The organism is Oscillospiraceae bacterium (assembly GCA_035380125.1).
GTDB lineage: Bacteria > Bacillota > Clostridia > Oscillospirales > JAKOTC01 > DAOPZJ01.
This window is the reverse complement of sequence record DAOSWV010000009.1, coordinates 77,646-90,805: the sequence shown is the minus strand read 5'-3', so window position 1 is coordinate 90,805 and position 13,160 is coordinate 77,646. Positions and strand designations below refer to the sequence as shown.

The following is a 13,160-nucleotide window of genomic DNA, read 5'->3' as shown; positions in this document are numbered from 1 at the left end:
ATATTCTTCAAGAAAAACGCTTCAGCGTTTTTTTGCACGCTGCTTCCAACCTCGGTGGAAAAAACAAAAAACGTATTTCCTTTTATGCTTTTCTGCTTATCTATTTTACAGTCTCCGCATCGCACCCGGCAATCAGGTTTGCGCCCGTGCCTAGCAAATTTTCAACGATGATGTCACCGACCTTGACCGGAGCAGTCGCATGTACGCCGTTGGTCGCGGCGGCACAGGCGGACATCATCGATTTCGGAATGGTACAGTCGGTCTTGACCGGCAGGCGTTTTCTGGCCGCGCCGTCCAAAATCACGGTCGTAGTCAGCGTTCTCCGGGGATCCCGCACCTCCTGCACACCATATTCCGCGCCTCTTGAGCAGGAATTGCCCGTTACCTGAAACGTCTTTTCATCCACGTGCAGCGTACAGCCGCGCGGACAGACGATGCAAGTCAGTTCTCTCATGCCCAAACCGTCCTCCTTTTCCGGATTTTCCGGTTTTATCGGTTCTCCCTGATGAAAACCGTAATCTCTCTGCGTTCTTGTAATTTATCCGGCGAAAGCACAATCCGCTCCATCTCACCCGGCGCCATGCGCTCGCGTTTGAATGTCATCAGCGCACCGTTTTCATCCGTGATCACGATCTCGCTGTTTTTAAAAACCCGGTTGACCCGGAAAAACACCGTGACGGGCGTTTTGCAGTCGGTTGCAATCCGCTGCGGAACCGTATATCCGACCCCGAAGCCGTTCTTGACGAGAATAAACCCGTCTTTTTTCGCCGCGCCGTTTTTCAGATAATCCGCCGCCGATTTTCCGGCCCGTTCGCCCTCGGCGCTCACGAAATCCACCAGATCGTGTACATGCAGCACGTTCCCGCAGGCGAAGACACCCTCCACCTCGGTCTGCATGTTCTCATCCACGACCGCGCCGTTGGTTCTGGGGTCAAGCGCCACCCCGGCGGTCTTGCTGAGCTCGTTTTCGGGGATCAGACCAACCGATAACAGCAGCGTATCGCAGTCGATGTCAAATTCCGTACTTAAAATCGGCATCCGATTTTCGTCGACTTTGGCAATCGTTACGCCCGACACCCGCGCATTGCCGTGTACTTTGGTGACCGTGTGCGACAGATACAGCGGAATATTGTAATCTTCCAGGCACTGCACCACGTTGCGGGTCAGCCCGTTGGAGTAGGGCATCAACTCGACGACCGCTTCGACTTTTGCGCCCTCGAGCGTCATGCGCCGGGCCATGATCAGCCCGATATCGCCCGAACCGAGGATGACGGCCTTTTTGCCGACCATATATCCCTCGATGTTGATATAACGCTGCGCGGTTCCTGCGGAAAAAACACCGCTCGGGCGGCTGCCCGCTAGTGAAATCGCACCCGCAGTACGCTCCCGGCAGCCCATCGCCAAAATAATCGCATCCGCCGTAAACGACAGATATCCGGTCTTTTTCCCGACCGCGTCAATGCGCCTGTCCGGCGAAATCGACAGCACCATGGTGTCGCATAAAATCTCAACACCGGTTTCTTTTAATAATTCAAGGTCTTTTTGGGCATATTCCGGCCCGGTCAGTTCCTCTTTAAAACGGTGCAGACCGAACCCGTTATGAATGCACTGGGGCAAAATCCCGCCCGGCACGCTGCCGCGCTCCAAAATCACGATATTGCGTACGCCGTTTTCCCAGGCGGCCCTTGCCGCTGACATACCCGCCGGACCCGCGCCGATCACGGCAAGCTGAATATTTTTCAAATCCATATTCATTTCGCCTCTTTGGTCGGACCGGTCACGATATAGGAGCCCGCCTTCTCTTTCTCAACTTTTTCATAGGGAATGCCCAGTTCGCGCGAAATGAGCTCATGCACCAGCGGCGAACAAAATCCGCCCTGACAGCGTCCCATGCCCGTTCCGCAGCGCCGCTTGACGCCGTCCAGCGTCCTCGGCGGAATCGGAGAGTGCAGGGCGTCCAGCACCTCACCCTCGCTGATCGTGTTGCAGCGGCAGACAATGCGCCCGTAAGACGGATTTTTCGTAATCAACGCTTTGCGTTCTTCTTCACTTGCCGAGGCGAAATGCACTTTTTCGCGGGTCGTGACGGCGTCTTTTTTCGGTTTCAGTTCCAGCCCGAACCCGCGTACCATATCGGGCATATCCAGCGCGATGGCCGCCGCCGAGGTCAGACCCGGCGACTTCATCCCCGCGATATTGATAAAATTTTCAACCTGTTTGTCCGGCCCGATGATAAAATCACTATGGTCGCTGTAGGCCCTCAATCCCGCAAAATTGCGGATGTTTTCTCGGTAGTTAACCGCGTCGGTGTCCGCATCGGCCCGTTCGCGAACATAAGTCAGCGCATTCTTGTCGGTATCAAAATCGGTGCGCGACATCTGCGCCACCGCATCGGGACCGACCAGCAGATTACCGGTCACGGTCGGTGAGACCAAAACGCCTTTTCCGGCCGCCGACGGGCATTGAAACATCACGTGTGAAAAAACCGTGCCCTGTGAGCGGTCAAGTAAAAAATACTGCCCCTTGACCGGCCTGATCTCAAATTTCTCCGCACCCGCCAGTTCGGCGATTTTGTCGGCATATAATCCGGCGGCATTGATCACACAGCGGGCTTTGACCGTCTTGCCGCCCGCCTCAATCTCCCAAATGCCGTTTTCGCGCTTCATTCCGGACACCGGGCTGTTCAGCATCAAATCACAGCCGTTTTTCACGGCGGTCTCGGCAAACGCCAGACACAAATCCCACGGCGAGACGATTCCGGCTTCAGGCGCCCAGAGCGCCTCTACGGCGCTTTCCGCCAGATTCGGTTCCATCTCCTGCAGCCGCTCTTTTTCAATGATGTCGACCTTGACGCCGTTTTGAACGCCGCGCTCATAAAGTGTCCGAATCGTCTTTTGGTCTTCTTCGTCAAACGCCACGACCAGCGACCCGATCTGTTCGTATTCGACCGAGAGCTCTTTTGAAAGTTTCGGCATCATCGCCGCGCCTCTGACGTTGTATTTCGCCATCAGCGTCCCGGGTTCGGCGTCAAACCCCGCATGGATAATTCCGCTGTTGGCTTTGGTCGTACCCATCGAGACGTCCGGTTCGCGTTCGATCAACACCGAGGAAACGTCATATTTCGACAATTCGAAGGCGGCAGCACACCCGCAGACACCCGCGCCGATTATCGCAATGTCCCAAAAATCCCTCATAAACGCCTCCGAAGTCATAATCCTATTCAAATATTATACAATATTTTATCGGAATATGTAAATACTATCTGTTGAATTTATGCCGGATTTTCGGCAGGACGAGGTGTTTTTTTGCGCAGAACCGGCAGATTTTCCTTGGTCTTTGACCGCTCGCCCCGTATTGAGTCCGTGGGCACCATCGTGGGAAAGACCGAGGCAGAAGGACCGCTCGGTCAATGGTTCGACATCAAAAGTGATGATTCCTATTTTATGCAAAGCACCTGGGAGCAGGCAGAAGCGGTCATGCAGCAGACTGCACTGCGGCGTGCGCTGGAAAAAGGCGGGCTTGATTCCGGAATGCTCGACATGGTCTTCAGCGGCGACCTCGAGAATCAGATTATCGCCTCAAGTTTCGGCGTAAAGGCCCTCTCGGTTCCTTTTGTGGGTCTGTTCGGAGCCTGTTCCACCATGGCGCAGGGGCTTGCGCTGGCGGGGTTGTTTGTCGAAAGCGGCGCGGCGGGCAGAACGGCTGCGGTGACCTCATCGCATTTTTGTACCGCCGAACGCCAATTCCGCTATCCGCTCGAATACGGCGGTCAGCGTCCTCCGACTGCACAGTGGACGGTCACAGGCGCAGGTGCCGCAATCGTCGCCTCGGACGAGCTGTGCCAAAACCGGAAGGCACCGGTGCTCAAAGCCGCCCGTTTCGGTATCATCACCGAACTCGGCATCAAGGATATCGGCAACATGGGCGCGGCAATGGCGCCGGCGGCAGCCGAGGCCATTTCGGGCTTTTTAACCGACACCAAACAAAAACCCGACGATTTCGATTTAATTTTGACCGGCGATCTCGGCGAAATCGGATTGGCGCTGACCCGCCGACTTCTGGAAGACGACGGTCTTCCCACCGGAGAAAAAATCAAAGACTGCGGCTGTATGATCTACGATAATTCCAAGCACAAATACGGCTGCGGCGGTTCGGGGTGCGGTTGTTCGGCCTCGGTGCTCAATTCGATGATCTATGCCAAACTCGGTTCGGGCGAGTTGGAAAACGTCCTGTTTGTCGGAACCGGCGCGCTGATGAGCCCGGTCAGCGTCTTTCAGGGCGAGGTCATCCCGGCAGTCGCCCATGCCGTTCAGCTGTCCAGAAGAATCTGAAAGGAACATTTATGCTCGTCAAATATCTACTCGTTTTTGCGGTCGGTGGACTGATCTGCCTTATCTGCCAAATTTTTATCGACAAAACCCAAATCACACCCGCCCGAATTCTGGTCACTTTGGTCGGCATCGGCGTGCTGCTTTCGGCTTTTAACGTATCCGATGCGGTGGTTGAAGCGGTCGGAGCAGGCATTACGACACCGATCATCGGATTCGGCATCACGTTGGCCAACGGGGTCAAACAGGCCATTGCCGAAAAAGGCGCGCTCGGCATTCTGTCGGGCGGGCTGACGGCGACCTCGGCAGGCATCGCGGCTGTTATTATATTCGCATTCTTAGCGGCGGTATTATCCAAGCCGCGCGAAAAATAAATTCGGATTTTTACGGTTAAAAACTTTACGCATCAGACATTAACAGAAACTTTCAGCCATACGGAATATCATGCGTCTGTCCGGAAAAAATAGGCATGTAAAAAGGTAATTTTCCGCAAATGGGGAGAAAAGATATGGTAAAGGGCGTCAACAAGCAGGTCATCGAAGTCGTAGATACGGGCAGCCGCTATTTTGAGCGGGCTATTTTGATTGTCAACCCCAAAAACATCGCCGATCAGACCCGCATCTATGATGAAGCGGCACGCATTTTTTCAAAAAGGCAGGAAGTTCCTCCGTTAAAAAAAACGATTTTCCCCACGATTTGCAAAATGGCGGGTTTTACGGCGCTTGGCGCAGCCATCGCCGGTATCTTAATCAAGGTATTCTGAACACAGTAAAAAACGCCGCCTTCTGTCATTGGTTACAAGAAGGCGGTTTTTTCTGCTTTTTTGTTATCTGAACGCCAAAAGCATTATCTGGAAGTCGCAGGACTCGTCATAGGACTTGTCATCACCGAGCTCGTCATAGGGCTCGTCAAAGGACTTGTCATGGGACTCGTCATAGGGCTGGTCATTATCGAACTCGGGAGGTACGAGGATACCCGGCTCGAAACCGAGCTCGTATTGTTCGCGCAGGCCGATACTGCCGCACATATCGCCGCGACAACCGCGATATAGAGAAGTTTTTTCATGTTAATTTTCCCTGTTCCTTTTCTTTTCGATCGATTGACACGAGGGTTCGCGTCCAGAATATTTTTTGCTTCCGACGTTGAAATATTTGTGTTAAAACTTTACATGGAAAAACAAATTGGTATAGTGAAGCCATTAAAAAAACAAGGCGAGGATAAAGCGTAATGGCTTCACATTAGGTAAAACCACTTTGATTTTTAATTTTTTACCTTGAATTTAAAGTGGTTTTACTATATAATCTACGCGAAAGGACGTGATTTTTTGAAAATTAAAACCGGAAACGGATTTGTCATGCCCATCAGAGACACGGTATTCGGATACCACGGCTGGCCGAGTGTCTGCCGGGGGCCGAAAGGAGACTTGATCGCGGTCTGTTCCGGACTGCGTCTCGCACATGTCTGCCCGTTCGGCAAAGTGATTCTGTGCCGCAGCTATGACGAGGGAAAAACCTGGACCCGCCCGCAGATCATCATCGACACCCCGCTCGATGACCGCGACGCCGGCGTGATGACGTTCAACGGCGATCAGTTGATTGTGACCTCGTTCAATCACTATATCTCCAATCAAAAAGAATTCCCCTGCGATACGCCTTTTGCCGAGACGATGAAAAACGCTTACTTTTCCGAAGGGCGCATCACCGATGAACTCGAAAAAAAATATTACGGTTCGACCTATGTCGTGAGCGGCGATAACGGCATCACCTGGAGCGAAGTGCGCCATGCGCCGGTGACCGCGCCGCACGGTCCCTGCGCGCTCAAAAACGGCGGCCTGATCTATATCGGCAATCCTAAAACCTATGACGAAGAAAAGCCGCTTCACCGTAACATCAATTTACTTGAAATCTGGTTCAGCCCCGACGGCGAAACCTGGGAAAAATACGGCGAGATCAACAATATCCACGAGGGATCGATGTATTGCGAACCGCACATCGCCGAACTGCCTGACGGCACATTGCTCGGAACCATCCGCGTCCAGGGCGAAATCAACGGAAAACGGGTTTTCTGCATCTATCAGACCGAATCGACCGACGGCGGACACACCTGGACAGAACCGCATCAGATTGTTGAAGCGGGTTCGCCGCCCCATGTGCTGGTGCATTCCTCGGGCAAATTGGTTCTGGTCTATGGATACCGCCTCGAACCCTACGGCGAACGGGCGAAAATCTCAACGGACAACGGCAAAACCTGGGGCGAAGAACTGATTCTGCGTGACGACGGCCCCTCCGGCGATCTCGGATATCCCGCTTCGGTCGAACTCAAAGACGGCCGCATTTTTACGCTATATTACCAAAAACGCGACCTCGAAACCGTCCCCGAAATCATGTACTCCATCTGGGAAATTCCAACCCTGTAGGGGCGATTCATAATCGCCCGGCGGCGAGTCGCCGCTGACAAACGCATCATAAAATCTGCAATCCGCAACCCCGATAGCGCGCGCTTCCCACCTCTGTGTAATCCGTGTAGGGACGATTCACAATCGCCCGGCGGCGAGTCGCCGCTGACAAACGCGTCATAAAATCTGCAATCCGCAACCCCGATAGCGCGCGCTTCCCACCTCTGTATAATCCTTGTAGGGACGATTCACAATCACTCGCATAACAACCATAGACGCGCACCTCGTGTGCCCCCTAAATTCCCCTCTGCGGAGGGGTGCCCGAAGGGCGGGGGGTTAAATAAATATATCCCGCCGCTGCGGTACCTTTTTTCTTCATTTTTCACTTTTCTCTTTTCATTTTTCACTAAACCAAACCCCACCGCCCATAGGGCGTGGGGTGAAAATTCCCCTCTGCGGAGGGGTGGTGCGCAGCACCGGGGTGGTTGTTTCCTTGTAGGGGCGATTCACAATCGCCCGCAAAACAACCATAGACACGCATCTGCGTATACGCCCGTAAATTCCCCTCCTGCGGAGGGGTGCCCGAAGGGCAGGGTGGTATAATAAGATATCCGCTGCGGTACCTTTTTTCTTCATTTTTCACTAAACCAAACCCCACCGCCCATAGGGCGTGGGGTGGAAATTCCCCTCTGCGGAGGGGTGGTGCGCAGCACCGGGGTGGTCTCGTTTGCCTGTAGGGGCGGATATCATCCGCCCACAAATTGCACATCTAAAAAGGCATTGCGTCTGCAATGCCTTTTTAATAACTCTTTTTCACCAACCGGTCAGTTCCGAAAACACCGGCCATGCCAAATCGGCGTAAAATCGATGTCCCTCCGGCCCGATCACATGCCGCACTTTATCCTCCGCACCACAGGCTGTATACAGCTTTTGGGCGACAGTAAATTGCTCCTTTGCTTCTTCAACCGGGAAAATATCATCTTTTAAACCGCTGACAATCACCATCGGCCTCGGCGCAGAGAGCCCCGCGGTTTCGCCCATGTCGAACCAATTCATAATGCCGGGAATATAGTTGCAGACACAATGAAGAATCTCTCCTATCGAATCCTTATAAGTGCAAAATGCGCAGGACGGCATCGCCGCGCCGATGCGGGTCTCAAGCGCCATGGTATAAAATGTCGCCGTACCCCCACCGCTGTTGCCCATGATCCCGATTCGCTCGGAATCGACCTGCGGGAAATGGGTCTCTAACACGTCAATCGCCCTTGAAACGTCCCAAACCCGTTCCGCAATCAGAGTGCGTCCCAATAAAAGCGCTGCCATTGCCGGCTGCTGGCATGCGGGCCCTTTTTCGGTTCCGCCGCTCTCGCCGAATCCGCGCTGTTCGATGGTCAGCGCCGCAAACCCGCGCTTAACTGCCTGCATCGCAAAGTCCCGGTCTCCGCTCGCGATAATCTCCTCGTCTCCGGAGTAGATCGGTCTCGCCAAAGAGATGTGCATGCCCTTTGAATGTCCCTGTAAACAGATCATCACCGGGGGTTTTTTATTCATCGGCATATCGGGAATCAGCAGATGGGCAGGGGCGCTATAATTTTTTTCGGTTTTATAGAGAAACCTTGTCTCGGTAAAACCGTCGTGCTGCTTCGTCCATTCCACGCAAACATCCGGTTCAACCTTCTCAAACGTATCCATCCCGAGCAGTTCCCGAAGCTTTTTCACGCCCGCGTTCTGCCAGTCAGTAAAGCTGTTTCCTGCCGTAAGCGCGCCTTTTTTAATCGCATGATCCATCATATCAAGGTGTTGAATCTGAGGGTCCATAATAATACTTCCTTTCCGCCGCCTGCCGCTGTCTCGATGAAAGATATGATTATCCGTTCAGATATTTTTATTTATTCTCGTCCTTATGATCTTCGGTCTTTTCCTCTTCTGTCTTCGGCTCATCCTCAGCGTTTTCCGTCTGTTTTTCCGCATCAGCCGTTTCTTCGGAAGTTCCCGCTGCAGCCGCTTCTTTTTTCATCTTTTTAGTCGGCAGCATCACCAGCTTGTCGATGAAGCCGTAAATCTGCTTTTCAAAAATCAGCAGCAATAACCCGAGCACAAACAGGAAAATACCGATAAACTGCGACGTCGAGAGCGCTCCGACGCTTCCGCGAATTGTATCCTCCCGGAAAAATTCCAAAATGAACCGCACCACGGAATACATCAGCAGATACAATGCCAGTCCGATCGGACGGGTGACCGGCTTTTTGCGTTTTTGGTTCAGCACCAGCAGCAAAATGCCGAAGATCAAAAAGTTGCAGGCCGATTCGACCAGCTGCACCGGGAAAATCGTGTCCGCCGTAATGCAGACGTCGCCGTAACAGCACCCTGCGAAAAAGCAGCCGATGCGCCCGAAGGCCTGTCCCAGCGGAATTGCGGGGATCACAATATTGACGAAGTCGGAAAGTTTCTGCCGCTCGTCGTGCAGATACCATGCAACCGCCAGCGCACCGCCGATCAGACCGCCGTAAAAGACAAACCCGGAGAGAATATAATCCTTAAAGAACTCCCCGAATGTAATGGTCCCGCCGATATTTCCGATGGCCGTTGCCATCCGCCCGGCGACCGTGATCCAATATAATACCTTTGCCACCACAAAACCACCCACGAGCGCCCAGACCGACAAATAGAAGACGTCGAGTTTTATACCGGCATTTTTGGCGCGGATTTTTACCGTAAAATAGGCGGTGATAAAGCCGATCAACACCATCACGCCGTAGGTTTGAATGTGCAGCCCGAACAGATTGATTTCCGGATACATAAAAAAGCTTCCTTTCAGATTGAAATGACTTTTGCGCTTATTTTATCGCATTAGTTAAAACGTGTCAACGCACGAGCTCGGGCACAAACTTCAAATAGTCCGCCGAGATCAGCCGAAATTCGATGCCCTCCTGCAAACCCGTCACGGCTTTTTTATGGCTCTGGGCATGCAGATGTCCGTAATAGCACCTTTTGATACCGTATTCAAGCAGCGTATCCATGATTTCATCGCAGCGATATTCGCCGTAGAGCGGGGGATAATGTAAAAACACAACGGGTTCCTTGCCGGTCTTTTTTGCCGCCTCAATCGACATGCGCAGCCGCCCGACCTCACGATTTAAGACCTTTTTATCGGCACTGTCGGCTAAATCATAAAACCAGCCGCGCGTTCCGCAAACGGCGATGTTGTCTGCGATCTCGGCGCTGTTGTGGATGATTTTAACCGACAAAAAGCCGTTTTCGGTTAAAAATTCATTCATTTTTTTGGCCGTGTTCCACCAGTAGTCGTGATTGCCCTTCATAACAAACTTGATGCCGGGCAAGCCCTGAAGAAACGCAAAATCCGCCTTGGCCTGTGCAAAATCCATCGCCCAGCTGATGTCGCCCGGCAGCACGACAAAGTCGCCGTCTTTGACGAGTTTTCGCCAGGCGGTCTCCAGCCGTTCGGTATAATCGCTCCAACCTCCGAAGATATTCATCGGCTTGTCCACAGTAAAAGAAAGATGCAGATCCGCAATCGCAAAAACGCTCATGAAACCCCCAAAAAAAGAAGGATTGTCACCATTTTAACACACATAATCAGACCCGTCAAATGGCACAATAACCATAGTGAGTTCCGCGAACAGGAACCGTTGACGAAAGGATGGGCATGATGGAGAACACGAAAAAACCCTCAACCCCAAACGCTGATAAAATTGACTGCGGCGTGCACAACTGTATCTATCACAGCGGCAAGACGGACTGCAACGCCAAGACTGTCAAGGTCGGACCGCCCGGCGGCGCCAAACGCAGTGACCAAACCTCTTGCGATACCTTCAAAGCCCGTGAGTCGGGTCAACCGCCGTAACGGACTTTTGGAATCCTTAATAACCGAAAAAGCGGCTGCGCATGATTTTGCGCAGCCGCTTTGTTTCATTCTTTCTGCATCTATTTGCTTTTCATCCGAAACCCGCCGACGGTCTCAATCAACCCCACCACCGAAAGCAGTGCAATCAAAACAATCCGCAGCACCGCCTCGTCCGCCTTGGTATACAGCCAAAAACCCAGGCCGAGCATTGCAATGCCCAGCGGGATTCCAAGCCAAATCTCCTTCCAGTCGACCAGTCCGTTTTTAGTATGCCCGACCAGCGAAATTACAGCACTCGGAATAAACAATAACAGCACCAACCCCCGCGCCTCACTGCCGCTCGCAATCCCAAACCCGATCACATAGGCATATAAAATCCAACCGCCCCCGAATCCGAGACCCGCAAACCACCCGGCCACAACCGCGGCCAATGTATCCCAAACCCAACTCACGCGCTCACCGCCAATCGGATCGCCGAGAGCAGCAATAAAATCCCAAACGAAATTCGAATCAGTTTCGGAGGCAGTTTGGCCAAAAAAATCGCGGCCACGATGCCGCCCGCCACGGTTCCGCCCACATAACGCAGCGCCAGTTTTAAAATTTCGGGTTCCCGAAAACAGGCCAGAATCGCCCCGGGAATCGACACGGCCAGCACCAGTGCCACACAGTTGGCATGCGCGTGTTTCTGGTCGAATCCGGCCCGCTCAAGCATCGGTACGGCAAAAATCCCGCCGCCGGCTCCGAACAGCCCCGCGACCAACCCGGCAACCGCACCCGATGCCCAGGACAAAAGCTTTTTCAAAACACCACCCCCGGCATATTCTTTGCCGGAGTGCTTATTTTATTAAAATTTCACCGTAGGGGCGGCCCCGTGTGGCCGCCCGCCCTCGAAAATCTCCCGTAGGAACCCTCTTTATGCAGGTTCATCACGCTATCACCGTAGGGGCGGCCCAAGTGGCCGCCCGCCCTCAAAAATCTCCCGTAGGAACCCTCTTTATACCGATTCAACTCGCTATCACCGTAGGGGCGGCCCCATATGGCCGCCCGCCCTCGTAATTCAGAAAAATCCTTAATACGACCTTCAAACGTCCACATAGGAACCGCTCTCTTTATGATTTTCGTTATTGTAATATTCGTCTAATGTCCATTTCAGAGGATTCTCCACGATATATTTTCTTATCTCATTTAAATCCTTTTCGTTGCGTATTACATGCTCATAATAATTGCGTTGCCTTAAATGCTTGTGAAACGGCTTACATAATCTGTTCTTAACCCCTTTGATATAATCGTTCGTTGTCATGGTTTTAAACCAGCCGATGATTTGCGGCAAAGACGCGCTTTCTCTCGCGTCTTCTCTCATATTGAAAATCACAAAATGGATATGATTCGGCATGATTACGTAACCATCGATTTTTACACAGGTATATTTGCTTTCTGTTTTCAACAGCCATTTTTCAACCATCTTACCTGCATCATTTAAATTTGCATTCAGCGGTAACCACTCCCGGTCATTTTTTCTGTCCTTTTTCATTTCAATCGGGCGGCCACATGGTGCCGCCCCTACGGCCTGATCCATAATTTCGCCAAATAAATGCATTTGGTGATTGGTGCATATCGTAATAAAATATGCATTATTTTGGGCATAATCATAACCTTTTAACCGAAGTTGCTTTCTGATCGGGTATTCCATTTTACCACCTTTCGAACAGTAAAACCGATCCGCTCCTACGGCTTAACCGAAAAAACGCGCCGCGTTGTTATAAAAAATATCGTCCGCCGCGCTTTGCCCGAAGACCTTGGCAATCCGTTTTTCAACCTTTTTCAGATCAAACAGTTCTTTCGCAATTTGCGCACCGTCGTAATCACTTCCGATCGCAAGACATTTTTCACCACCCAGCGCAAAAAACCGTTCAATATGGGTGATCAGCGCACGAACAGACCCGCCGTCTCCCAAAAACGCCTCGTAAAAATTCAATCCGACCAATCCGCCGCGCCGAAAAATCTCCTTTGCCTGCTCGTCGGTCAGGTTGCGCGTCTCACCGCAGACGGTTCTGGAATCGGAGTGGGTCGCGATAAAGGTCTCATCGGTCGCCTCACAGATATCCCAAAACGCCTTGTCGGAGCAGTGCGAGCAGTCGAGCGTAATCCCGTTCAGCACCAATGCCGAAATAACCTCTTTCCCGAGCGGCGAAAGCCCCCGCCCGTCGCCCTTGATCCCGCCGCACAGCGGATTATCCGGGTTATGGGTCAGCGATACGATCCGAAACCCCAGCGCTTTTAACATCGCAATGTCCTCGTCCGGATTTTGAATGATATTGCCGCAGTTTTCAACCGCAAGCACCGGCGTCACCGCAGGATATCGGGGCAGTTCTTTGAGCAGATAATCAGACACATTGCCAAAATACGCTCTTGCTTCTTCTTTTTCGGTAGGATCAATGCAGATTGCAAATGTCTGAACCCAACTCTCATACGGGCTTTTTAAAAACGGCAGCGAAAACGCCGAAAACGGTTTGCCGGCGTCGAAAGCGGCGGTCGCGGTATCGCAGTGCAGATCAAAAAGATTCATAAAACG

General features: G+C 52.3%; 16 protein-coding genes. 5 read left to right on the top strand and 11 right to left on the bottom strand.

The features are described from left to right. Positions 1 to 100 precede the first annotated feature (100 nt). From PK629_04940 to PK629_04930, 3 genes are read right to left on the bottom strand one after another with little or no spacing between them, the layout of a single operon-like run. Positions 101 to 454 (bottom strand): DUF1667 domain-containing protein, encoded by a 354-nt coding sequence (locus tag PK629_04940; GenBank protein HOP10817.1) that lies wholly within the window; start codon positions 452 to 454, stop codon positions 101 to 103. A gap of 35 nt (positions 455 to 489) precedes the next feature. Continuing rightward, positions 490 to 1,749, bottom strand: coding sequence for an FAD-dependent oxidoreductase (locus PK629_04935; protein HOP10816.1), 1,260 nt, complete (start codon positions 1,747 to 1,749; stop codon positions 490 to 492). Positions 1,750 to 1,751: 2 nt separating this feature from the next. Beyond that, positions 1,752 to 3,194, bottom strand: coding sequence for an NAD(P)/FAD-dependent oxidoreductase (locus PK629_04930; protein ID HOP10815.1), 1,443 nt, complete (start codon positions 3,192 to 3,194; stop codon positions 1,752 to 1,754). Positions 3,195 to 3,305: 111 nt separating this feature from the next. On the opposite strand from PK629_04930, the gene PK629_04925 reads away from it, so the two are divergent. The 3 genes from PK629_04925 (at position 3,306) to PK629_04915 (ending at position 5,091) form a co-directional block, all read left to right on the top strand. Next, positions 3,306 to 4,331, top strand: a complete 1,026-nt coding sequence (locus tag PK629_04925) for a stage V sporulation protein AD (protein ID HOP10814.1) — start codon at positions 3,306 to 3,308, stop codon at positions 4,329 to 4,331. Between the two features lie 11 nt (positions 4,332 to 4,342). After that, positions 4,343 to 4,702: a SpoVA/SpoVAEb family sporulation membrane protein gene (locus tag PK629_04920; GenBank protein HOP10813.1), complete on the top strand. Its 360-nt coding sequence runs from the start codon at positions 4,343 to 4,345 to the stop codon at positions 4,700 to 4,702. A 119-nt stretch (positions 4,703 to 4,821) separates the two neighbouring features. After that, positions 4,822 to 5,091, top strand: coding sequence for a hypothetical protein (locus PK629_04915; GenBank protein ID HOP10812.1), 270 nt, complete (start codon positions 4,822 to 4,824; stop codon positions 5,089 to 5,091). Positions 5,092 to 5,154: 63 nt separating this feature from the next. On the opposite strand, the gene PK629_04910 is transcribed toward PK629_04915, so the two are convergent. Beyond that, positions 5,155 to 5,355, bottom strand: coding sequence for a hypothetical protein (locus tag PK629_04910; protein HOP10811.1), 201 nt, complete (start codon positions 5,353 to 5,355; stop codon positions 5,155 to 5,157). Between the two features lie 297 nt (positions 5,356 to 5,652). On the opposite strand from PK629_04910, the gene PK629_04905 reads away from it, so the two are divergent. Further along, positions 5,653 to 6,744 (top strand): sialidase family protein, encoded by a 1,092-nt coding sequence (locus PK629_04905; GenBank protein HOP10810.1) that lies wholly within the window; start codon positions 5,653 to 5,655, stop codon positions 6,742 to 6,744. A 792-nt stretch (positions 6,745 to 7,536) separates the two neighbouring features. Here PK629_04905 and PK629_04900 read toward each other — a convergent pair. The 3 genes from PK629_04900 to PK629_04890 all read right to left on the bottom strand — a co-directional run bounded on the left by PK629_04900 (position 7,537) and on the right by PK629_04890 (position 10,274). After that, the gene (locus PK629_04900; GenBank protein ID HOP10809.1) at positions 7,537 to 8,541 is read right to left on the bottom strand and encodes an alpha/beta hydrolase family protein; all 1,005 of its coding nucleotides are present in this window, start codon (positions 8,539 to 8,541) and stop codon (positions 7,537 to 7,539) included. A gap of 67 nt (positions 8,542 to 8,608) precedes the next feature. Further along, positions 8,609 to 9,523 (bottom strand): prolipoprotein diacylglyceryl transferase, encoded by a 915-nt coding sequence (locus tag PK629_04895; GenBank protein HOP10808.1) that lies wholly within the window; start codon positions 9,521 to 9,523, stop codon positions 8,609 to 8,611. 64 nt (positions 9,524 to 9,587) lie between these two features. Beyond that, positions 9,588 to 10,274 carry a metallophosphoesterase gene (locus PK629_04890; protein ID HOP10807.1) on the bottom strand — a complete coding sequence of 229 codons (687 nt, stop codon included), beginning with the start codon at positions 10,272 to 10,274 and terminating at the stop codon, positions 9,588 to 9,590. Between the two features lie 116 nt (positions 10,275 to 10,390). Here PK629_04890 and PK629_04885 point away from each other — a divergent pair, with 116 nt between their 5' ends. Next, on the top strand, positions 10,391 to 10,588 hold the full coding sequence (locus tag PK629_04885) for a DUF1540 domain-containing protein (protein HOP10806.1): 198 nt from the start codon (positions 10,391 to 10,393) through the stop codon (positions 10,586 to 10,588). An 80-nt stretch (positions 10,589 to 10,668) separates the two neighbouring features. Here PK629_04885 and PK629_04880 read toward each other — a convergent pair whose 3' ends face one another. The 4 genes from PK629_04880 to PK629_04865 all read right to left on the bottom strand — a co-directional run bounded on the left by PK629_04880 (position 10,669) and on the right by PK629_04865 (position 13,154). Beyond that, a complete protein-coding gene (locus tag PK629_04880) occupies positions 10,669 to 11,040 on the bottom strand; it encodes a sulfite exporter TauE/SafE family protein (protein HOP10805.1) in 372 nt (123 codons plus the stop codon). Continuing rightward, positions 11,037 to 11,390: a sulfite exporter TauE/SafE family protein gene (locus PK629_04875; GenBank protein HOP10804.1), complete on the bottom strand. Its 354-nt coding sequence runs from the start codon at positions 11,388 to 11,390 to the stop codon at positions 11,037 to 11,039. Before PK629_04875 ends, PK629_04880 begins: the two co-directional genes overlap by 4 nt. A 279-nt stretch (positions 11,391 to 11,669) precedes the next feature. Next, on the bottom strand, positions 11,670 to 12,278 hold the full coding sequence (locus PK629_04870) for a transposase (protein HOP10803.1): 609 nt from the start codon (positions 12,276 to 12,278) through the stop codon (positions 11,670 to 11,672). A gap of 42 nt (positions 12,279 to 12,320) precedes the next feature. Continuing rightward, on the bottom strand, positions 12,321 to 13,154 hold the full coding sequence (locus PK629_04865; protein HOP10802.1) for a membrane dipeptidase: 834 nt from the start codon (positions 13,152 to 13,154) through the stop codon (positions 12,321 to 12,323). Between the last annotated feature and the right edge of the window lie 6 nt (positions 13,155 to 13,160).

What these genes read in the sequence shown, in the direction of transcription:
- PK629_04915 (HOP10812.1), top strand. Translation starts at nt 4,822, where the DNA reads ATGGGGAGAAAAGATATGGTAAAGGGCGTCAACAAGCAGGTCATCGAA.
- PK629_04940 (HOP10817.1), bottom strand. Translation starts at nt 454, where the DNA reads ATGAGAGAACTGACTTGCATCGTCTGTCCGCGCGGCTGTACGCTGCAC.
- PK629_04900 (HOP10809.1), bottom strand. Translation starts at nt 8,541, where the DNA reads ATGGACCCTCAGATTCAACACCTTGATATGATGGATCATGCGATTAAA.
- PK629_04890 (HOP10807.1), bottom strand. Translation starts at nt 10,274, where the DNA reads ATGAGCGTTTTTGCGATTGCGGATCTGCATCTTTCTTTTACTGTGGAC.
- PK629_04910 (HOP10811.1), bottom strand. Translation starts at nt 5,355, where the DNA reads ATGTGCGGCAGTATCGGCCTGCGCGAACAATACGAGCTCGGTTTCGAG.
- PK629_04930 (HOP10815.1), bottom strand. Translation starts at nt 3,194, where the DNA reads ATGAGGGATTTTTGGGACATTGCGATAATCGGCGCGGGTGTCTGCGGG.
- PK629_04895 (HOP10808.1), bottom strand. Translation starts at nt 9,523, where the DNA reads ATGTATCCGGAAATCAATCTGTTCGGGCTGCACATTCAAACCTACGGC.
- PK629_04870 (HOP10803.1), bottom strand. Translation starts at nt 12,278, where the DNA reads ATGGAATACCCGATCAGAAAGCAACTTCGGTTAAAAGGTTATGATTAT.
- PK629_04885 (HOP10806.1), top strand. Translation starts at nt 10,391, where the DNA reads ATGATGGAGAACACGAAAAAACCCTCAACCCCAAACGCTGATAAAATT.
- PK629_04920 (HOP10813.1), top strand. Translation starts at nt 4,343, where the DNA reads ATGCTCGTCAAATATCTACTCGTTTTTGCGGTCGGTGGACTGATCTGC.
- PK629_04865 (HOP10802.1), bottom strand. Translation starts at nt 13,154, where the DNA reads ATGAATCTTTTTGATCTGCACTGCGATACCGCGACCGCCGCTTTCGAC.
- PK629_04935 (HOP10816.1), bottom strand. Translation starts at nt 1,749, where the DNA reads ATGGATTTGAAAAATATTCAGCTTGCCGTGATCGGCGCGGGTCCGGCG.